18 protein-coding genes and 1 pseudogene are annotated in these 19,357 nt (G+C 73.8%); 10 read left to right on the top strand and 9 right to left on the bottom strand.

What is annotated here, in order from left to right; genetic code table 11:
* The coding region (locus tag EFE23_RS23355; RefSeq protein WP_123243075.1) for a tetratricopeptide repeat protein at positions 1-320 on the top strand (320 nt) is incomplete at its 5' end.
* 67 nt (positions 321-387) lie between these two features.
* On the opposite strand, the gene EFE23_RS23350 is transcribed toward EFE23_RS23355, so the two are convergent.
* Both EFE23_RS23350 and EFE23_RS23345 read right to left on the bottom strand, forming a co-directional pair.
* Positions 388-759, bottom strand: coding sequence for a DUF1330 domain-containing protein (locus EFE23_RS23350; RefSeq protein ID WP_123243074.1), 372 nt, complete (start codon positions 757-759; stop codon positions 388-390).
* A 63-nt stretch (positions 760-822) separates the two neighbouring features.
* On the bottom strand, positions 823-1,257 hold the full coding sequence (locus tag EFE23_RS23345) for a ChaB family protein (RefSeq protein WP_233601115.1): 435 nt from the start codon (positions 1,255-1,257) through the stop codon (positions 823-825).
* 522 nt (positions 1,258-1,779) lie between these two features.
* Here EFE23_RS23345 and EFE23_RS23340 point away from each other — a divergent pair.
* Complete coding sequence (locus EFE23_RS23340) at positions 1,780-3,069, top strand: low temperature requirement protein A (RefSeq protein WP_148058511.1); 1,290 nt, start codon at positions 1,780-1,782, stop codon at positions 3,067-3,069.
* A gap of 325 nt (positions 3,070-3,394) precedes the next feature.
* Here EFE23_RS23340 and EFE23_RS23335 read toward each other — a convergent pair whose 3' ends face one another.
* The 3 genes from EFE23_RS23335 to EFE23_RS23325 are packed head-to-tail and all read right to left on the bottom strand — an operon-like array spanning position 3,395 to position 8,097.
* On the bottom strand, positions 3,395-5,410 hold the full coding sequence (locus EFE23_RS23335) for a multicopper oxidase family protein (RefSeq protein ID WP_123243072.1): 2,016 nt from the start codon (positions 5,408-5,410) through the stop codon (positions 3,395-3,397).
* Positions 5,407-5,889, bottom strand: coding sequence for a DUF6220 domain-containing protein (locus EFE23_RS23330; RefSeq protein WP_123243071.1), 483 nt, complete (start codon positions 5,887-5,889; stop codon positions 5,407-5,409). The genes EFE23_RS23335 and EFE23_RS23330 overlap by 4 nt, the downstream gene beginning before the upstream one ends.
* A 57-nt stretch (positions 5,890-5,946) precedes the next feature.
* Positions 5,947-8,097, bottom strand: coding sequence for an MMPL family transporter (locus EFE23_RS23325; protein WP_158675906.1), 2,151 nt, complete (start codon positions 8,095-8,097; stop codon positions 5,947-5,949).
* A gap of 274 nt (positions 8,098-8,371) precedes the next feature.
* On the opposite strand from EFE23_RS23325, the gene EFE23_RS23320 reads away from it, so the two are divergent.
* The 5 genes from EFE23_RS23320 (at position 8,372) to EFE23_RS23300 (ending at position 12,556) form a co-directional block, all read left to right on the top strand.
* Positions 8,372-9,616: a sensor histidine kinase gene (locus tag EFE23_RS23320; RefSeq protein WP_123243069.1), complete on the top strand. Its 1,245-nt coding sequence runs from the start codon at positions 8,372-8,374 to the stop codon at positions 9,614-9,616.
* Positions 9,613-10,308 (top strand): response regulator, encoded by a 696-nt coding sequence (locus EFE23_RS23315; protein WP_123243068.1) that lies wholly within the window; start codon positions 9,613-9,615, stop codon positions 10,306-10,308. Before EFE23_RS23320 ends, EFE23_RS23315 begins: the two co-directional genes overlap by 4 nt.
* Before the next feature lie 80 nt (positions 10,309-10,388).
* Positions 10,389-10,694, top strand: coding sequence for a hypothetical protein (locus EFE23_RS23310; protein WP_123243067.1), 306 nt, complete (start codon positions 10,389-10,391; stop codon positions 10,692-10,694).
* 120 nt (positions 10,695-10,814) lie between these two features.
* Positions 10,815-11,261, top strand: coding sequence for a CBS domain-containing protein (locus EFE23_RS23305; RefSeq protein ID WP_123243066.1), 447 nt, complete (start codon positions 10,815-10,817; stop codon positions 11,259-11,261).
* On the top strand, positions 11,258-12,556 hold the full coding sequence (locus EFE23_RS23300; protein WP_123243065.1) for an ArsB/NhaD family transporter: 1,299 nt from the start codon (positions 11,258-11,260) through the stop codon (positions 12,554-12,556). The genes EFE23_RS23305 and EFE23_RS23300 overlap by 4 nt, the downstream gene beginning before the upstream one ends.
* Here EFE23_RS23300 and EFE23_RS23295 read toward each other — a convergent pair.
* Together EFE23_RS23295 and EFE23_RS23290 are read right to left on the bottom strand one after the other, a co-directional pair.
* Positions 12,538-13,860 (bottom strand): cation:proton antiporter, encoded by a 1,323-nt coding sequence (locus EFE23_RS23295; protein WP_123243064.1) that lies wholly within the window; start codon positions 13,858-13,860, stop codon positions 12,538-12,540. The genes EFE23_RS23300 and EFE23_RS23295 overlap by 19 nt on opposite strands.
* Before the next feature lie 206 nt (positions 13,861-14,066).
* Entirely contained in the window at positions 14,067-14,336 is a 270-nt protein-coding gene (locus EFE23_RS23290) for a GlsB/YeaQ/YmgE family stress response membrane protein (RefSeq protein WP_123243063.1), read from the bottom strand.
* Positions 14,337-14,522: 186 nt separating this feature from the next.
* Between EFE23_RS23290 and EFE23_RS23285 the strand changes: the two genes are divergently transcribed.
* The 3 genes and pseudogenes from EFE23_RS23285 to EFE23_RS23275 all read left to right on the top strand — a co-directional run bounded on the left by EFE23_RS23285 (position 14,523) and on the right by EFE23_RS23275 (position 17,939).
* Entirely contained in the window at positions 14,523-15,410 is an 888-nt protein-coding gene (locus EFE23_RS23285; RefSeq protein WP_123243062.1) for an ABC transporter ATP-binding protein, read from the top strand.
* Complete coding sequence (locus EFE23_RS29470) at positions 15,407-17,011, top strand: efflux permease Rv1217c-related protein (RefSeq protein ID WP_123243061.1); 1,605 nt, start codon at positions 15,407-15,409, stop codon at positions 17,009-17,011. The genes EFE23_RS23285 and EFE23_RS29470 overlap by 4 nt, the downstream gene beginning before the upstream one ends.
* A gap of 134 nt (positions 17,012-17,145) precedes the next feature.
* Positions 17,146-17,939, top strand: a pseudogene (locus EFE23_RS23275) (SIR2 family NAD-dependent protein deacylase).
* Positions 17,940-17,950: 11 nt separating this feature from the next.
* Here the strand turns inward: EFE23_RS23275 and EFE23_RS23270 are convergent.
* Both EFE23_RS23270 and EFE23_RS23265 read right to left on the bottom strand, forming a co-directional pair.
* Complete coding sequence (locus EFE23_RS23270; RefSeq protein WP_123243060.1) at positions 17,951-18,283, bottom strand: hypothetical protein; 333 nt, start codon at positions 18,281-18,283, stop codon at positions 17,951-17,953.
* Between the two features lie 284 nt (positions 18,284-18,567).
* Positions 18,568-19,182 carry a dihydrofolate reductase family protein gene (locus EFE23_RS23265; protein ID WP_123243059.1) on the bottom strand — a complete coding sequence of 205 codons (615 nt, stop codon included), beginning with the start codon at positions 19,180-19,182 and terminating at the stop codon, positions 18,568-18,570.
* Positions 19,183-19,357: the final 175 nt, after the last annotated feature.

Here is a 19,357-nt window from a genome sequence, read left to right as displayed (position 1 = left end):
TGGCGCAGGACCTGGAGGGCCAGCAGCGGTACGACGCCGCCGCCCAGATGTACCGCGAGGCGCTGCGGGAGCGGCCCGACGACGCCGTCCGGCTGCGCCTCGCCTTCGCCCTGCTGCGCTCGGGGGACGCCGCCGGGGCGGAGCGGACCGCCCGGGACGCCCTCACCGATTCGCCCGACTCACCCGACGGGCTGCTGGTGCTGGGCCTGGCCCAGCGGACCACGCGGCCGGCGGACGCGCCGACGACGCTGCGGCGGTTCCTCGCCGTCGCGCCGGAGCACCCGGCCGCCGCGGAGATCCGCCGGCTGCTCGGCTCGTGACCGCGAAGTCCGTCACCGGCCGGACGTGGCGCACGAGGGTACGCCCCGAGTGCCCTTGTCCTGACGGTCAGGTGCCCGACCAGGGCACCGTGGGCTGCAGCACCGCCTCCCGTAGTGCCACGGTGCGCAGGTGGGTGACCTGCTGGTAGGCCGGGTCGGCCACCATCGCGCAGAACGCCCGGCGGGTCGGATAACGGACCAGCAGGACCGCGTCCCACGCCTGGCCGTCCTCGGCGACGAGCGCCGCGGCGCCGTCCCCGGCGTAGATCACCTCGCCGCCGTAGCGGGGCAGGAAGGTCTCGCTCAGCTCCGCCGCGTACCTGGCGTACGAGTCCCGGCCGCCCTCGGCGAACCGCAGCAGGTTGAGCATGACCACCGGCGCCTCGGGATCCGCTCGCAGGAAGTCCCGCAGGTCGGGACCGGTCGGATCGACCGCCATCTCGCCTCCTCGCTTCGGATGTCGAGAAAGCGTACGGCCGACGTCAGGCGGTCAGCATCCCGGTCACTTCCGACGGGCCCGGGCGGTGGCCCGGGCGTTCGCCTTTTCGATGGCCCGGACCAGCTCATCCTTCTCCAGGTCCTGCGGATCGGCGATGCCGACCTTCCGCGCCACCTGCTCCAGGTGCCCCTTGCTCGCGTTGGCGTCCACCCCCTGCGCGGTGGGGCGGACCCGCTCCCGGGAAGCCGGGGTGCCCAGCGCCGCCTGCGGGTCCGAGGGGCCCTTGTGCTCCTTGGGCTCCCAGTGGTCGCCCACCTTCTCGTGGGTGTGCTTCAACGACGCGTACGCCGTGCGATGCGCGCGCTCCCCGTCGCCGTACGTCTCCTCGGCCGACTCCAGGGTCTTCTTGTACGTGCGGACGGCCTTGTCGTCGGAGCGCGCGACGGTCGACGGCACGTCGTCGCGCATCTCCTCGGCCTGCTCGTGCTTGTCCGGCATGAGGTCCTCCGCTCCGCTGGCCTAGCTGTCGAGTTCGTCGCGCGCCGCGTCGACGCCGGTGGGCACCACCCGGCCGGCGGTGGCCGAGACCATGTCGCGCACCTCGTCGGCGAGCTGGCGGAGGTGCCACTTGCCGCGCGCAGCTGGGCCAGTCCCATCCGGCCGAGCAGCACGGCAGTGACCAGCAGGGCGACGCCCAGCCCGGCCGGGCGGACGGCCTCGGTCACCTGGCTGCGGACGGCCCGGACCTCCTCGCGGACGACGTCGGCCACGTCCTCCGCCAGCCGTTCGGTGGGGCTGGCTCGGCGCCCGTCCCGACGCGGTTGACCGTCGCTCATCGCTCCTCCACCTGTGCCGCTCGCGGACCCGAGGGGTACCCGGGTCAGGCGGTCGCACACCGCCACGGCGGCGTTTTCCGCCCTCGGTCCCGATCCACGTCGTGGATCTTCCGCCGCCGCTCATCCGGGTCCTGGACGGGCCGAAACCCGGCGGCCGTCCGGGCGGGTCCGACAGACTGGCGACGTGAGTGCACCGCCGCAGCTGCGCCACTCGCGGTGGCTCATGCCGGTGGCGCCCGGCAGCCGGGTGACCCGGCTGGAGCTGTTCTACGACCTGATCTTCGTCTTCGCCTTCCTCAACGTCACCGGGCTCGTCTCCCGGCGGCTGACGGCGCCGGCGCTGATCGCCGGGACGGTCGTGGTCGCGCTGCTCTGGTGGTGCTGGACCGGCTTCGTCGCGCTCGGCAACGTCGTCCGCGCCGACCACGGCGTGCTGCCGCTGCTCGGGTTCGGCATCATGACGGCCGTCTTCGTTCTCGCGATCACCATCCCGCAGGCCTTCATCGACCAACCCGACGACCTGTCCGGGCCGGTGGTCTTCGCCGCCGCCTATCTCATCGTCCGCGCCCTGACGTTGGCCGCGTTCCTGTTCGTCCTCACCGCGGCCGGCCACACGCCCCGGCAGCTCGCGGTGACCACCGTCCCGCCCGCCGCGGCCGGCGTGCTGATCGGGCTGTCGCTCGCCGTGCCGTGGTGGGTGCCGGCCGACCTGGTCCTGACGGGGCGGCTGGTGCTGTGGACCGGCGCGCTGCTCATCGAGTACGCGGTCGGGCTGTTCCTGCCGTACGCCCGCTGGTCGCTGCCCTCGGCCGGGCACTGGGCGGAGCGGCACGGCCTCATCGTGCTCATCGCGCTCGGCGAGGCGGTGATCTCGCTGGGGCTGGGGCCGGGCCGCTTCGACCGACTCGCCCTGACCGGCCCGGTGATCAGTGCCGCCGTACTGGGCATCGCCCTGATCGCCGCCCTGTGGTGGCTGCACTTCGACATCCAGTCTCCCGCCACGGAACAGGCGCTGCACGGCACCCGGGGCTGGTCACGGATAGGCCTGGCCCGGGACGTCTACACCTACCTGCATCTGCTGATCATCTTCGGCGTGGTGGCGACCGCGCTCGGCCTCAAGCTGGTGCTGGAGACGGTCGCCGCGCCCGGCGTGGCCCGGCTGCCCTGGTCCACCGCCGCCGTCCTGTACGGCGGCGTCGCCCTCTATCTCCTCGCGGAGGTGGCGGTGGCCGCCCGCGCCTTCCATCGGATCCGACGCACCACGCTGGTCACCGGCGTTCTCATCGCCGCCCTGTCCTGGCCGGCGACCCTCGTCCCGCCGCTGGTCGCACTGGCCGTGCCGGCCGCCGTCGGTGTGGCGCTGGCGCTGTCCCAGCGGTTCACCCGCGACCGTGGCCGGATCAGGAACCTGGTGCGCCAGGAGGAACGGGCGGCCGAGGAGGCCGTCAGCGCCTGGCGCTTCCGGCATCTCTGACCCCCGGTGAGCGCGTCGGTGGGCGGCGGCCGCCGCCTACTCGACGTCGCGGGACATGCCCGCTCGCTGCGGTTGAGGGCGCGCCGCCGCCAGCTCGACCTCGGGAACCGGTACCGGATCCTGGCGGCGAGGCAGCAGAGGCGGACTGGCGAGGATCAGCAGTCCCCGCGACGGCGATGGCGGTGCGTGGGCTGGTGACCTCGGCGAGCAGTCCGCCGAGCGAGCTGAGGACGGCGCGTTGACCGCTGCGGTCCAAGCAGGACCCGGCCGAGGGACCAACCAACCAGCCCGGCGGTGGGCCGGTCACCGAGCGGCCCGTGGCGGGTCAGTGTCCATGGCTCCGTCTTCCGGCCGTACCGACCCCGTGGGCGGTGTGCGAGCCGTGGAACGGCGAGGTGACGCCGTCGTAGCGGAGCCGCAGCATCATTCCCTGATGTGCGTGCGGCAGGTTGTGGCAGTGGTTCATCCAGATGCCGGGGTTCGTGGCCCGGAACCCGACCTCCCACACCTCCCCCGGGCGGACGTCGAAGGTGTCCAGCCACAGCGGGCTGCCCGACCCTGGCGTGCCGTTCCGGGCCAGGACCAGCACGGGATGGCCGTGCAGGTGCCAGGGATGGGTCTCCAAGCTGCGGTTGACCACGGTGAACCGGACGAGTTCGCCCTCGGCGACCAACTGGTCCGGGATCGACGGGTGGCCGCGGCCGTTGACCGTCTGCGCGTACGCCGGCCGGCCGTCGACCATCGCCGCGCCCCGGTCCAGCACCATGGTGAAGTGCCGGTCGGCGTCGCTGCCGGCGTGGAACGGCACGGCGGCCGGCGTTCCGTAGCGCAGCAGGTCGAGTTCGGGCCAGCCGGAGGTGTCGTCGCCGGCCACGTCCCCGTCGGCGGTACCGGTGTCCGGGCGTAGGCGCAGGCCGCCGTGGTGATCGTTGTCGACGACGAGCGCCACCGGGGTGTCCGGCATGACGAAGACCAGGTCGTACCGTCCGCCCCCGGGCAGGCGCAGTCCGACGTCGCTGACCTGGCCGGGTTGGTGGAGATCCCGGCCGTCGACGGCCGCCACCCGCAACGGCGTTCCGGCGAGCGCGAACCGGTGCGCCACCGAGTCGGTGTTGATCAGCCGCAACCGCACGGTCGTACCGGCCGGCACGGTGCGGTCGGTGCGTCCGTCCCGGTCGGCGAGCACGAGGGTGCCGTCGAACGTGTGCACGGGCAGCGTCAGGTCCAGCTGCCGCGTGGCGGGGTCGGCCACCCGCCGTGGCGTCACGACGAGTGTCCCGTACAGCCCCCGGCGCACGCCGCGATGCGACGCCTGGTGGGTGTGGTACCAGTAGGTTCCCACCTGGTCGGCGCGGAACCGGTAGACGAACTCCTCGCCGGGTGACACGACGCGCTGGGTCACGCCCGGTGCGCCGTCCTCACCGCACGGCACGTCGTAGCCGTGCCAGTGCAGGGTGACCCCGTCGTCGATGTCGCTGTTGCCCAGCGTCACCTCGATCAGATCGCCCTCGGTGGCGGTGATCGCCGGGCCGGCGATCCGGCCGTTGAAGGTCCACGCGTGGATCTCGCGTCCGGACGGGAGCCGCAGGGCGGCGGTCCGCGCGGTGAGGACGTACCGCCGGGTGGTGCCACCGGGTGCCGGTGTGCCGGCCCCGCGCAGGTCGGTCACCGACCGCGCCGGTCCGGGGTGCGCCGACCGGCCCGGGCCGCCGCCCGCGACGACGGCGGCGGCCGGCGTGAACAACAGGCCGACGCCGGTGGTACCGGTACCCGCCGCGGCCGCGCCGGCCAGGCTGATGAACCGGCGACGCGAGAACCCGGGCCCCCCGCGCGACGGCTCGCCGGGCGCGACGTCGGCGGCACCGTGCGCCGGCGCGGCGACGAGGCGGGCGGTCAGGAGTGCGGCCACGCCGACCAGGGAGCTGGCGATCAGCGCGGTGCTCCAGCTCAGCGGGTAGCCGGCCAGGAAGGTCACCACAAGGCCGGCCAGGGCCGCGTAGCCGGCGGTGAGCAGCAGGATCACGGCGCCGGCCGGTATCCCCGCGTCCGGCGTGCGCCTGGCCGCGAGCAGCCGAGGGCCGGCGACCAGGACGGCGGCCGACCCGGCGGCGGCGAGCAGCGGCAGGCCCAGCAGCAGCTTCTCCTGCACGAACCACCAGCCCCGGCCGGCCAGCACCGCCACCGTGATCAGGCGGGCGAGGGTTGCCAGCACCGCCACCGCCAGGAAACCCAGCGCGACGCGGGGGCGGCGGGCGGCGGCGGTGGCGCCGGCCGCGGACCAGGTGGCGACGCCCAGCAGCGCCACCACATGGTCCGCCACGATCAGCTGACCGGTCGTCATGACGCCGGCTGTGCCGTTCCGGCCGCCGGTCCGGGCAGCGCCGTGCCGCTGCCCACCGCGCCCGGTCGCCCGGTCGCCGCGGGCCTCGACAGCGCGCGCGCCTGCCGGACGACGTTCCCGGTCACGGCGAGGATGGCCAGGCCGTTGACCGCGTGCAGGCCGAAGATGAGCTGGCCGGCCGTCGTGCTGGTGTCGCCCGTGTCATTGAACGCCCGGGCGAGCACCGCGATCACCACCTGGACGACGGTCAGCCCGGCGACCAGACCGGTCATCCCGAAGAGCCGACCGGGCATCCGGGCCAGCGCGGCGACGATCACCATCAGGACCGGCAGCAGGAAGATCACGTAGCCGAGCGCGCGATGCGGCCGGAAGGCCTCGTCGTTGGGTGCGGTGCTGAACGCACCGCTGGCGGCGAAGTAGAACTGTGCCACGACGGCCAGCATGAGCAGGGCCGCGAGGCCGGCGAACAGTTTCCGCACGGTGTGCTCCTTCGGGTCTGGTGGGTCAGGCAGGGCGGGCCGGTGGCCCGGCCTGCCTCAACGGGACGGGGTCGGTTCCGCGGTCGTGACGGGTCGCAGGAACGCGTCGGGTGTTCCCTCGACGTGCAGGTGGGGCAGGCGCCGCTCCAGGCCGCGGGGCAGCCACCAGTTGCTGCGGCCGAGCAGGTGCATGACCGCCGGTACGAGCAGCATCCGGATGACGGTCGCGTCGACCAGGATGGCGGCGACCATGCCCAGCCCGAAGACCTTGATGAAGACCTGGTCGCTCGGGACGAGCGACGCGAAGACGACGATCATGATGGCCGCGGCGGCGGTGATCACCCGGCCGGTGCTGGCCAGCCCGCTGACGATGGCGCGGCTGTTGTCCCGGGTACGCACCCACGACTCGCGCACCCGGCTGATCAGGAAAACCTCGTAGTCCATCGAGAGGCCGAACAGCAGCGCGAACATGATGACCGGCACGAACGCGGCCATCGGGGTCGCGGTGTCGATGCCGACCAGCCGGCCGGCCCAGCCGCCCTCGAGGAAGAAGGCCACCACGCCGTAGGCGGCCGCGACGGACAGCAGGTTCATCACGGCGGCCGTGACGGCGATGACGACGCTGCGGAACGCCACCAGCAGCAGGAGCATCGACACGACGACGACCCCGCCGATGAGCAGCGCGAGCCGCCCGGCGATCAGGGCGTTCACATCGATCGTCGCCGCGGTGGCGCCGCCGACGTGCACGTCGGTGCGGGTCCCCGCGGTCGCGGCCGGGATCACCTCGTCGCGCAGGTTCTGGACCAGGTCCTCGGTGGCGGCCTCCTGCGGTCCGGTGGTCGGCACGACGGTGATCAGCGCCGTGTCGCCGGCCGGGTTGAGCCGCGGTGGTGACACCGCGGCGACTCCCGCGGTGTCACCGAGGTCGGCGCGCAGCCGCCGCAGGGCCGCCTCGTCGTCGGCCGGCGACACCTGCGCCACCACGAGCAGCGGGCCGTTCTCGCCGGGGCCGAACCCCTCGGCCAGCATGTCGTACGCCTGCCGGTTCGACGTGTCCTCGGGGTCGTTGCCCGCGTCGGGCAGGCCGAAGTGCACGCCGAGGAACGGCGCGGCCAGCGCCAGCAGCACCGCGACGCCGGCCACGGCGGCGAGCACCTTGTGTCGCCGCACCAGCCCGCTCCAGCGGGACCAGCCGGCCGCGGGCACCAGGTGGCCGTCGGGCGCGACCTGGGCGGCGCGCCGCCGCGGCAGCGGCAGCCGGAGCCGGTCGATCCGCCGCCCCAGGTAGCCCAGCAGGGCGGGGAACAGAGTGACGGCGGCGACCACCACGACCAGGGTCGCGACCATGGTGACGACGGCGGTGCCGTTCATGATGGACATGCCGACCGCGAACAGCCCGGACATGCTGACCAGCACGGTGCCGCCGGCCACGAGGACCGCCCGGCCGGCGGTATCCAGCGTCGCCACCGTCGCCGCCTCGGGGTCGAGTCCCACCGCCCGCCACTCCCGGAACCGGGTCACCAGCAGCAGCGCGTAGTCGATGCCCAGGGCGATGCCCAGCGTCATGCCGATGATGGGCGCGAAGTCGGGCACGGTCACCACGGCCGCGACGACGCCGACCAGGCTGGCGCTCACCGCGAGCGCGCCGATCGCCATGGCCAGTGGCAGGCCGGCCGCCACCACCGACCCGAACATGATCAGCAGGATGACCGCGGCGGCGAGCAGCCCGATCAGCTCGGATCCCGACTGGGTCGCCTCCGCGAGTTGCACGGCCCGCCCACCGAGCGCGACCTCCAGCCCGTCGCGCTCGGCCGCCCCCGCGGCGGCCAGCAGCCGTTCGGTGTCCTCGACCGGCATGTCGTTGGGGTTGGTGACATCGAGATAGACCCGTGCGGCGAGCGTCCGGCCGTCCGGCGCGATCGTGCCCCCGGCGGAGTACGGATCCTCCACCGACGCCACGTGCGGCAGGCGTCCCAGCTCGCCGAGCAGCGCGCCGACGTCGCGTCGTACGTCCGCGCCGGTGACGTCGCCCGCGCGCACCACCACCCGCACGATGTCGCCGGACTGGGCGGGGAACCGCTCCGCCAGCAGGCGCTGTGCCTGCTCCGAATCCGAGCCGGGGGCGGAGGAGCCGTTCGCGGTCTCGCCGCCGAAGGCCGCCGACAGCCCGAAGGCGAAGACCAGGCCCACGGCCCAGGCGATCAGCACTCGTCCCCGCCGGCGGTAGGCCAGGCCGGCGAGTCTGCCCAGCGGTCCCGGCCGCGGCGGTCCGGGTGAGCGTCGGTGGTGGTCGGGCGGGAAAGCCGCGCCGGTGGGCGGGGCTGTGGTTGATTGAGTCACGGAAGCGATCGTGGCGTCGCCGTACCGCACCTGTCCTCGGGCAGCGGACGGTCGTTGCTACGCAGATTCGCGTAGCCGGCCGGTACCTGGTCGCGCCCGTCGTCGTAGCCGGCCGCCCCCGCGTGGCCACTATCATCGCCGCATGAAACGCCGAGCAGGGCCGATCCGGCTGCCCGTCCTGGCGCAGGACGTCCTGCTCGGACTCGCCGTCGCCGTGATGCAGGTGCAGGGCAGCGCCGCGAAACCGGCCGAGGTGGGGTCGCGGCCACTGACCGACCTCGGGCACCTGGCGTACGCCCTGCTGGCCGCCAGCGGCCTGGTGCTGGCCGTGCGCCGCCGCTGGCCGGCGTCGGTGTTCGTCACGACCGCGCTGATCAGCCTGGTCTACTTCGCCGTCGGCTTCCCGGACGGGCCCGGATGGATCGGGCTGTTCGTCGCCCTGTACACGCTGACCGCCTACGGCGACGGGCGCAGGTCGCTGCTGATCGCCGGAGCGGGCATCACCGTGCTGGCCACCGGCTGGCTCATCGCCGCGGCCGACATCGAGCCGCGGGCCGCCATCGGCTGGGTGTTCTTCCGGATCGCGGCGTCGGTCATGGCCACCGCCCTGGGCGAGTCGGTCCGGTCCCGGCGGGTCATCGCCGCCGAAGCCCTGGAGCGCGCCCGACAGGCCGAACGGACCCGGGAGGAGGAAGCGCGCTCGCGGGTGGACGCCGAACGGCTCCGGATCGCCCGCGAGGTCCACGACACCGTCGCGCACGCCATCGCGATCATCAACGTGCAGGCCGGCGTCACCGCCTACCTGCTCGACAAACGCCCGGAACGGGCGCGGGACGCGCTGGTGATCATCGAGCAGACGAGCGCCCAGGCACTGCACGAGATGCGGGCGATCCTGGGGGTGCTCCGCTCGCCGGGCAACGGGCGGGTGCCGCACCCCGGCCTGGGCCAGATCGACCAGCTCACCGCGGTGGCCCGCGAGGCCGGACTCGACGTCAACGTCGAGGTGAACGCGTCGACGGCGTCCCTGCCGAGCGCGGTCGACACCACCGCCTACCGGATCCTGCAAGAGTCGATCACCAACGTGATCCGCCACGTCGGCCCGACCCGGGTGACGGTCGCGCTCGACTACGGCGCCGACACGTTGGAGATCCGAGTGGTCGATGACGGCGGCCGCGATGACCCGGGTGAGGACGGCACGGGTCCGGAGGTGTCCGCCGAGCACCGGGTCGCCACCGGCGGCTCGGCTGATCCGGGCCGTGGCATCGTCGGCATGCGCGAGCGCTGTGGACTGCTGGGCGGGGAGCTGACCGCCGGGCCGCGGCCGAGCGGCGGGTTCGAAGTCACGGCGCGGCTGCCGCTGGCGCCGCCCGCGACGGTGCGCTCATGAGCACGATGGCCACCTCGCCCGGCCACGCCCCGATCAAGGTGCTGCTCGCCGACGACCAGATTCTGGTCCGCTCCGGGTTCAAGGGCCTGCTCGACGTCGAAGACGACATCACGGTGGTCGGCGAGGCCGCCAACGGCGCCGAGGCCGTGGAGCGGGCCCGGGCCACCCGGCCCGACGTCGTACTCATGGACATCCGCATGCCGGAGCTGGACGGGATCCAGGCCACCGGTCGCATCGCCCGGACCCGCGGGCTGGAACAGGTGCGGGTCCTGATCCTGACCACGTACGACACCGACGCGTACGTCTTCGAGGCGCTGCAGGCCGGCGCGAGCGGCTTCCTACTCAAGGACGCCGGGCCGGCTGAGCTGTTGCACGCCATCCGGGTGATCGCCGCCGGAGAGGCGCTGCTCGCACCGCGGATCACCCGGCGCCTCATCGCCCAGTTCACCGCCGACCGGATCGCCACCAGGGCCGGCGAGGAACGGCTGGCGGTGCTGACCCCACGCGAGCGGGAGGTACTCGCCCTGGTGGGACAGGGGCTGAGCAACGACGAGATCGGCGGCGCGCTGTTCCTGAGTCCGGCCACCGCCCGTACCCATGTCAGCCACGCGATGGCGAAGCTGGGGGCGCGCGACCGGGCGCAACTGGTCGTCATCGCCTACCAGACCGGGCTGGTCCGACCCCGGCCATGATCATCGCTCCCGGGCGGGAGGCCCGGCCCGGAGGTGGAGATCGGCCAAGTGGTGGGTCGGCAGCGGTGTACGGTCGGGAAATGGGCCTTCCTACCGCGGTGACCACCACCGGCTCCCTCATCGGCGGGTGGCAGCTCGCCCGCCGGACCGGTAACCGTCCGCTCGGCGGCGTGGTGCTGGCGACGGGCGGCGTGCTGGCGGGACGCGAGTGGGCCCGGCGGACGAGCCCGGCCGTGACCGCGGTGCTGGTCGCGACCTACGTCGGGGCGTTCGGCCTGTCGCACCCGCTGGCCCGACGCATCGGCGGCTGGCCGTCCGTGCTGGCCGTCTCGGCGCTCATGGGGGCCGCCTGCTACGCCCTGGCGGACCGCCGCGCTCCGCGCTGAGCACCGCCCGCGGCCGCTCCGCTGCGTTCGACGCCTCCGGCGACTAGGGTGATCAACGGTGTGCCGGGAAGTCTGGTCGGCGGGTGAACCATTCGTGTCCGAAACCCCGCAGGAGTCACCGTGCGAGCCCGTGACCTGGCCGTGCCCTTCCCGACCATCACCACCGCCACGTCGGTCCTGGAGGCGGCCCGGCTGCTGGCCGGGCACAACCTGCCCGGGCTGATCGTGGTCGACGGCCGTGGTTGCCCGGTGACGGTGCTGCCCGGCACCGAGGTGCTGCGCCTGGTGATTCCCGGCTACTGCCGGGAGGACCCGACCCTGGCGCGGATGATCGACGAACCGTCGGCGGACGTGTTCCTGCGGGGCGCCGAGGGGCGTACGGTGGCCGACCTGCTGCCGGCGGAACATCCGGAGCCGCCGGTGGTCGACCCCCAGGCCACCGTGCTCGAGGTCGCCGCCGTGATGGCGCAGAAGCGCAGCCCGCTGGTCGCCGTGGCCGCACCCCGTGAGCCGATGGTCGGCGGCATCACGCTCGACGCCCTGCTCGACCGGATGCTCGCCCAGTGACCGCGGTCGCCTGGGCGGCGGTGGCCGTCTTCAGCGTCGCTTACGTCCTGATCGCCACGGAGAAGATCCACCGGGTGGCCGCCGCGCTCGGCGGCGCCGCCGTGATGTTCCTGATCGGCGCCACCGACACCGCGCACGCGTTCTTCTCCGAGCAGGCCGGCATCGACTGGAACGTGATCTTCCTGCTGGTCGGGATGATGCTCATCGTCGCCGTACTCAAACGCACCGGCGGGTTCGAGTATGTGGCGGTCTGGGCGTCGAAACGCGCCCGCGGCCGGCCGTACCGGGTGATGGTGATCCTCGTGCTCATCACCGCGGTGGCGTCGGCGGCGCTGGACAACGTCACCACCGTGCTGCTCATCGCGCCGGTGACCTTCCTGGTCTGCGAACGCCTCGGCGTGCCCGCCGCGCCGTTCCTCATCGCCGAAGCCCTCGCCTCGAACATCGGCGGCACCTCGACGCTGGTCGGCGACCCGCCCAACATCATCATCGGCAGCCGCGGCGGCCTGTCCTACAACGACTTCCTGATCCACCTCGCGCCGTTCGTGGTGCTGCTGCTGGTGGTCTTCGTCGGCCTGTGCCGGGTGCTGTTCCGCGACGCGTTCCGCTACGACCCGGAACGCGCCGCGCAGATCGCCGCGCTGCGCGAGGGCGACGCGATCCGCGACCGGCGGCTGCTGACCATCGGCCTGGCCGTGCTCGCCGCGGTCACCGCCGCGTTCGTCCTGCACACCACCCTGCACCTGGAGCCCGCGGTGGTGGCCCTGCTCGGCGGGCTGCTGCTGCTCACCCTGTCCCGGCTCGACGCCGGGGAGATCAGCCGGGACGTCGAGTGGCCCACCCTGGTCTTCTTCGCCGGCCTGTTCATCATGGTCGGCGCCCTGGTGAACACCGGCGTGGTCGAGCAGATCTCCCGCGCCGCGATCAACGCCACCGAGGGCCGGCTGTTGCCGGCCTCGATGGTGCTGCTCTGGGGGTCCGCCGCGCTGTCCGCGATCGTGGACAACATCCCGTACGTGGCCACCATGAGCCCGGTGGTCGCCGACCTCGTCCACGCCCAGGGCGGCGCCGGGCAGTCCCGGGTGCTGTGGTGGGCCCTGGCGCTCGGCGCCGACCTCGGCGGCAACGCCACCGCCGTCGGCGCCTCCGCCAACGTGGTCGTGCTCGGCCTCGCCGAGCGCGCCGGCCAGCGCATCACGTTCTGGCAGTTCACCCGCTACGGGCTGCTGGTCACCCTGGTCACCGTCGGGCTGGCCGTGCCGTACCTCTGGTTGCGCTACTTCGTGCTGGCCTGAGCTCCGTCGGTGCCGCTGCCGGCGGCCCGCCCGTCGCGGCCGGCCTCCGCCGGGCCGCGCCCGGCCCGCGGTCGCCGCACCACCGTACGGCGCACCCGGCGCAGGGTGCCGTGCCAGTTCGGTGTGTCGTCGGTGTCGTCGAAGGCCCGGGCGACCACCACGTCGGTGGAGGAGTGCGCCAGGATCGAGATGACGATCGTCAACGCGACCAGGTGGAACACCTCGTCGGCGGCGCCGATGCCGGCCTCCAGCACCAGCAGCCCGTACACGACGGAGGCGAAGCCCTTCGGCCCGAACCACATGGCCGCGGCCTGCTCCCGCAGGCCCAGCCCGCTGCGCAGGAACGACACCCACAGCGCGACCGGCCGGGCGATCACGATGGCCAGCACCGCGAACGCCCAGCCGGTCCAGGAGATCTCACCGAGGAACGCCGGCGAGATCAGCGCCCCGAAGACCAGCAGCGCGGCCAGCTTCAGCAGCTCGGCGACGTTCTCCCCGAAGTGCTCGAACGCGGCCCGCTCCCGGGGCCCGAAGGTGGCCACGGTGATGCCGGCGGCGAACGCGGCCAGGAACAGGTTGCCGTGGGTGGCCTTGCCCAACCCCAGCACCAGCAGCCCGATCGCCACCCCGTTCAGCGGCGCGTACGCCGCCGACGCGGCGAAGAACCGGGTCCGCTCCAGGGCGATCGCGGCCAGCGGCACCAGGACACCGATCGCCAACCCGACGGCCAGTTCGGCGGCCAGCGCCCCCAGGTGCAGGTCGTCCGAGCCGGCCGCGACCGCCAGCAGCACCACCACGAACGGCAGCGCCAGGCCGTCGTTGACGCCGGACTCCACGTTCAGCAGGTGCCGCAGCCGGGCCGGCACCTTGTCGTTCCCGACCAGCGCGGCGGCGAAGACCGGGTCCGTGGGCGCGAGGATCGCCCCGATCAGCAGCGCCTCCGCCCAGCCGAGCCCGGCCACGTAGTGCGCCAGCACCGCGGTGACCAGCAGCGTCAGCGGCAGGCCCCAGCCCAGTGCCCGCCCCGGCAGCCGCCAGGCGCTGCGCAGGTCCGCCCAACCCACCCGCATTCCGTCGGTGAACAGCACCGCGAACAGGGCCAGCTCGGCCAACTGCGCGACGATCGGCGAGTCGGCGTGCAGGTGCAGCACACCCGTGGTGCCCTCGCCCAGGACGAACCCGGCGACCAGGAACAACGCGGCGGTGGACAGGATCGTGCGGTGTGCGAGCGCCGACAGCAGCACGGCGGCGAGCAGGACGACGGCGAAGCACAGCAGCAGCACGGGCAACCCTCCGGAGCGCATGGTCGTTCACGGTGCCGACCAGACTTCCCGGCGCTCCACGGATCGCGCCGATCATATCGGCCCCTCGCTCGGCTCACCGGTGGGCGTCGCGGGTGCCGCCGGCGGTGCTGTTCACCGCACCCTGGCACGGTGGTGGCGGCCGTCGACGGACGGAGTCGCTCTCTTCACCGGCCCGGGTCGGGACGGCGAAGAGGGCGACTCGGCGGTCAGTGCCGGCGCCGGCCGTAGGCGCCGGCGGCGATGGACACCCCGATCGCGGCGAAGACGACCTGGAGGATCAGTTCGATCCAGTCGATGCCGCGGGTGTCGGCCACGCCGAACGCGCCGGCGACGAGGGTGCCGACGATGGCGGCGAGGACACCGATGAGCAGCGTGAGCCAGATCGGGATGTTCTGCTTGCCGGGCACGACCAGCCGGCCGAGCGCGCCGATGATCAGGCCGATGATGATCGCGGACAGGATGCCGGTGACTTCCACGGGAAGGTCCCTTCCAAAAGGCGGTGATCGACCGAGTCGTGCCCGGGCAGGCGAGCCGCCAAACCTGGACCGGTGGTGCCGGCCCGTCGGGGACTACCGCGCCTGGCCAATCGTGGGTACGGTGACCGGTGGTGCGCCGGGAAGCCTGGTCGGCAGCCCTGATCCGCATACGTCGGAAGGCCCGCCGTGCCCGCACCCGCGATCCGCACCGAAAACCTCAGCAAAAGCTACGGATCCGTCCAGGCCCTGGACGGGCTCGAACTGACCGTGCACGCCGGTGAGGTGTTCGGCTTCCTCGGCCCCAACGGCGCCGGCAAGTCCACCACCATCCGCCTGCTGCTCGGCCTGGCGCGTCCCACCGCGGGCCGAGCCTGGATCTTCGAAGTCGACGCCGGTGACGTGGCCGCCGCGCACCGCCTGCTGGCGTACGTGCCGGCCGACGTGGCGCTGTGGCCGCAGCTGACCGGCGCGGAACTGCTGGAGCTGCTCGCCGCCACCGGCCCGGGCACCGATTCCGCATACCGCGCCGAGCTTGTCGCCCGGTTCGAGCTCGACCTGTCCCGGCCGGCGCGCACCTACTCCACGGGCAACCGGCAGAAGGTGGCGCTCGTCGCCGCGTTCGCGACCCGCGCTCCCCTGCTGGTGCTCGACGAGCCCACCAGCGGCCTGGACCCGCTGATGGAACTGCAGTTCCGTCGGACCGTCGCCGAGGCACGCGACAACGGGCAGACGGTGTTCCTCTGCTCCCACCAACTGGCCGAGGTGGAGGCGGTCTGCGACCGGGTGGCGATCCTGCGCGCCGGTCGGCTCGTTGACGTCGCGACCGTGCCCGAGCTGCGGCGGCTGCACCGCAGCGAGGTCACCGCCGAGTTCACCGGTCCCGCCCCGGAGCTGACCGACGTCGCCGGCTTCGAACTGCTCGGCCGGGCCGACGGGATGCTGCGCTTCTCCCTGGCCGGCCCGCCCGCCGCGGCGCTGCGCGCCCTCGCCGCCGCCGACATCACCGCCCTCACGGTGCGTGAACCGAGCCTTGAGGAGATCTTCCTCGACTACTACGGCCAGGCCGACCGGTGAGCGGCACCCGGCCGGCGACGCCCGGCCCCGCGGTCACCCGTCTCGCGGCCCGTCAGCTGCGCCGCCCGGCGCTGATCGTCGCGGCGGTGACCGCCGGCATGTCCGCCCTCGTCGTCGCCACCTACGCCCGCGCCGTCGCCGACGCCAGCACCGCGCAGGCGCTGGCCGCGCTCGCCGGCAACCCGGCGATCCGCACCCTGTTCGGTGAACCGGTCGCGCTGGACACCGCCGGCGGGTTCACCGTCTGGCGCACCGGCACCGTCCTCGCCGTCCTGCTCACCACCTGGGGAGCACTGGCGACCACCCGACTCACCCGGGGCGAAGAGGAGACCGGCCGATGGGATCTGCTGCTCGCCGGCCGGCTGACCCCGGCAAGGGTCCTGGGCCGGCACCTCGCGGTGTTCGCCGCAGCGATCGCGCTGACCGGGGCGCTGCTCGCCGCGGCGTTGACGGCCGCCGGCACGCCAGCGGACGGGGCGCTGCTGCACGCCGCCGGCCTGGCCCTGGCCGGGTTGCTCGCGGTCGCGGCGGCGGCCTGCGCCGCGCAGGTCTTCCCCACCCGCGCCGGGGCCACCGGCGCCACCCTGGCCTACCTCGGCGTCGGGCTGCTGGCCCGCATGGTCGGCGACGGCGTACCCGCATTGGCCTGGCTGCGGTGGCTGCCCCCGTACGGGCCGCTCGCCCTCACCCGCCCCTACCGCGACGACCAGTGGGCTCCGCTGGTCGCGCTCGCCCTCACCGCGGCCGCGCTCGCCGGCCTCGCGCTCGCCCTGGCCGGCAGGCGGGACGTCCGGGCCGGGCTGCTGCGCCCGCCCGCCGGACGGGCGCCCCGCCGGTGGCTGCTCGGCTCGGTCGGCACCTTCGCCGTCCGGCGCGCGGTACGACCCCTCGCCGGCTGGTCGGCGGGCGTCGGCGCGTACTTCCTGCTGATCGGCCTACTCGCCGACTCCCTCACCGGCTTCCTCGCCGACAATCCCCGCTTCGCCGACCTCGCCGCCCAGGCCGGCTTCGCCGGACTCGGCACCGTCCGGGGCTACGCAGCCACCCTGTTCGCCCTGCTCGCCATCCCGATCGGCGCCTTCGCCACCGCCCGCCTGACCGCGTTCGCCGCCGCGGAAAACACCGGACGGCTGACCCTGCTGCACGCCGGACCGGTCACCCGCACCCGGCTGCTGACCGCCGAGGTGACCACCACCGTGGCCGGCACCGCCGTGCTCGCCGCCGTGGCCGCCGTCGCCACCTGGGCCGGCGCGCAGGTGGTCGGCGGCGACCTGCCGCTCGCCGCCGCGCTCGCCGGCACCGCCAACGTCCTGCCGGTCGCGCTGCTCGGCGCCGCAGCGGCCACCCTCGCGCTCGGCCTGGCGCCCCGCGCGGTGGCCGCCATCGGGATGCTGCCCACCGCCGGCGGGTTCCTGCTCAAGGTGACCGCCGACAGCGTCCACGCACCCGCCTGGGTCGGCCGGCTGTCGCCGTTCGCGCACCTGGCCCCGGTACCCGCCAACGGGCCGAACTGGACGGCAACCGCCGTCATGCTCGGGGTGGCAGCCACGGTGACCGGAGCGGGCGTCCGGGCATACCAGCGGCGCGACCTGTGGCTTTGAACCCGCCACTCGGGAGGCGGGAGGGCGCGTACCGCGTCAACGCCGGAGACAGGGTGGAAATCGGGTCACGGCCACCGGCGCGCGGTCGGCCCGAGCGGGTGACGCCCCGCCCGGTGGTGGCAGGATCTCCGCGTATGGAAGGAGTTCCGACGCACCGGGCCGCCCGGCTCCTCGGCGAGGCCCGCCGGGTGGTCGTCTTCACCGGCGCGGGTGTCTCCGCGGAGAGCGGCGTGCCCACCTTCCGCGACGACCTCACCGGCCTGTGGGCGCGTTTCGATGCGCAACAGCTCGCCACCCCGGAGGCGTTCCACGCCGATCCCGACCTGGTCTGGGGTTGGTACGAGTGGCGACGCGACCGGGTACGCCGGGCCGCGCCGAACCCCGCCCACCTGGCCATCGCCGCCATCGAAGCGCGGATCCCCGACTCGACCGTCATCACGCAGAACGTCGACGACCTGCATGAACGGGCCGGCACCCGGGCCGCGATCCACCTGCACGGCAGCCTCTTCGCGCCCCGCTGCGTGGCGGCCGCCGCCCACCCGGCGACCGTTCCGGACACCGAACCCGGCGAGGCCGCACAGCCGCGGGAGGGCCGCCGGATACCGCCGCCCCGGTGCACCTCCTGCCAGGCGCGCTGGTCCGGCCGGGCGTGGTGTGGTTCGGTGAGGCGCTGCCGGAGACGGCGTTGGATGCGGCCGTCGAGGCCGCCGCCGCCTGCGAGGTGCTGCTGACCGTTGGCACCTCCGGCGTCGTGTACCCGGCGGCCGAGATCCCCCGGATCGCCGCACGCTCGGGCGCCACCGTGATCCAGGTCAACCCGGAACCAACGCCACTCGACCGGATCGCGGCCGTCAACCTGCGCGGTCCCGCGGCGCAGGTCCTCCCGTCCCTGGTCGCGGCCGCGTTCGAGCCGACCGAGGGGAAGTAACGGAGAGGTTCCTAGAACGCGGTGACGTCGGTCAGCAGGGCGACGATCGCCCGGACCACCTCCGCCGGGTTGCCGCGGCCGCAGTCGTCCCACTCGACCCGGCGTTGGCCGGTACGCAGCGAGTAGTGGAAACCGTCGGCGCAGGACCGCGGATAGAAGGCCGAGCCGAAGGACGGGTCGCCGAGCAGCAGGTGCAGGCGCTTCAGTTGCGCCGCGTTCAGCCGACCGGTCTTCGCCGTCCCGGCATCCCGGCCCCGGGAAACGCGGTAGCGCCAGCGACCGTCGCTCTCCACGACGATCTCCTGCGTCACTCCGGCCAGCCCGCCGGAACGCTGCACCGTCACCCGGGCCGCGACCGCTCTCCCGGACGGCGTGGCGGCGGGTGGCGGGCCGGCCGAGGCGACTGTCGGGGTCGGCGTCGCGGTCGGGACTGCGGTGGCCACCGGCGTCGACGGCGGGGCCGGGGCGGAAGATGTGTCCGGCCCCGGACCGGACGGCCCGCTCCCGTCTCCGGACGCGCAGCCGGACCCGGGCAGCGCCAGGCCCAGTGCGGCGGCGACGAGAAGCGCCCGACGCCATCGAGGGATGGGCATACGGCCCATGTTAGGGGCACCTCCCGCGGAGGCCGCTACCTCGCCCCGGGCACCTGGTCCGTGATCTCGGCGTAGCCGACCTTGGCGGGCCCCGCGGTCGGCGCGTAGATCACCCGGAGCACGCCCGTCGGGAACACCTCCGTCGCCGTCACCCGCAGGTGGTACGGCGCGTCGCCGTCGTCGAACAGCTTGCGGCCCTTGCGGGCGGCGACCGGATGCACCAGCAGCCGCAGCTCGTCGACCAGCCCTGCGGCGAGCAGCTGCTGCACCACGGAGATCGACCCAGGGATGAGGATGCCGCGGATGCCGGCGTCCGCCTTGAGCGCGGTGACCGCGTCGACGAGCTCGCCCTTGATCAGCTCCGAGTTGCGCCAGGAGAAGTCGAGCGGCTGGCGCGAGACGACCACCTTGCGTACGTCCCCGAGCTGCTTGGCGAACGCCGCGTCGTCCCCACCCGCGGCCTCGCGGTCGGACCAAGCGCCGGCGAAGCTGTCGTAGGTCTCACGGCCGATGAGCAGCACATCAGCGGTGTCGTAGTCCTCGCCGACGGCGCGGCCCATGTTCTCGTCGAAGTACGGGAAGTGCCAGTCGGGGTCGATCTCGGCCACACCGTCGGCCGAGATGAACAGCGTGGAGATGACCTTTGCCATCGCGGTGGTCCCTTCAGGTCAGCTGGTGTCGGCAGGTAGACCACCGCAGTGTCCCGGACTCATCGGTCGGCCGCGGATCAATCCCGACGACGGGGTCGACGAACCGAGCGCGTCGGGACGGCGTGGGACCGACCACGGTGGCTGCCGCGGCGCTGGTAGCGTGTGTCCGCATTCC

This window comes from Micromonospora solifontis, from assembly GCF_003725545.1.
GTDB classification, from domain to species: domain Bacteria; phylum Actinomycetota; class Actinomycetes; order Mycobacteriales; family Micromonosporaceae; genus Micromonospora; species Micromonospora solifontis.
This window is presented reverse-complemented; position numbering and strand designations above follow the sequence as displayed.

Bases quoted from the DNA above. Each gene is read 5' to 3' on its own strand.
- EFE23_RS23350 (WP_123243074.1), bottom strand. From the start codon at position 759: ATGGCGGTCGATCCGACCGGTCCCGACCTGCGGGACTTCCTGCGAGCG.
- EFE23_RS23345 (WP_233601115.1), bottom strand. From the start codon at position 1,257: ATGCCGGACAAGCACGAGCAGGCCGAGGAGATGCGCGACGACGTGCCG.
- EFE23_RS23335 (WP_123243072.1), bottom strand. From the start codon at position 5,410: ATGACGACCGGTCAGCTGATCGTGGCGGACCATGTGGTGGCGCTGCTG.
- EFE23_RS23320 (WP_123243069.1), top strand. From the start codon at position 8,372: ATGAAACGCCGAGCAGGGCCGATCCGGCTGCCCGTCCTGGCGCAGGAC.
- EFE23_RS23315 (WP_123243068.1), top strand. From the start codon at position 9,613: ATGAGCACGATGGCCACCTCGCCCGGCCACGCCCCGATCAAGGTGCTG.
- EFE23_RS23310 (WP_123243067.1), top strand. From the start codon at position 10,389: ATGGGCCTTCCTACCGCGGTGACCACCACCGGCTCCCTCATCGGCGGG.
- EFE23_RS23295 (WP_123243064.1), bottom strand. From the start codon at position 13,860: ATGCGCTCCGGAGGGTTGCCCGTGCTGCTGCTGTGCTTCGCCGTCGTC.
- EFE23_RS23265 (WP_123243059.1), bottom strand. From the start codon at position 19,182: ATGGCAAAGGTCATCTCCACGCTGTTCATCTCGGCCGACGGTGTGGCC.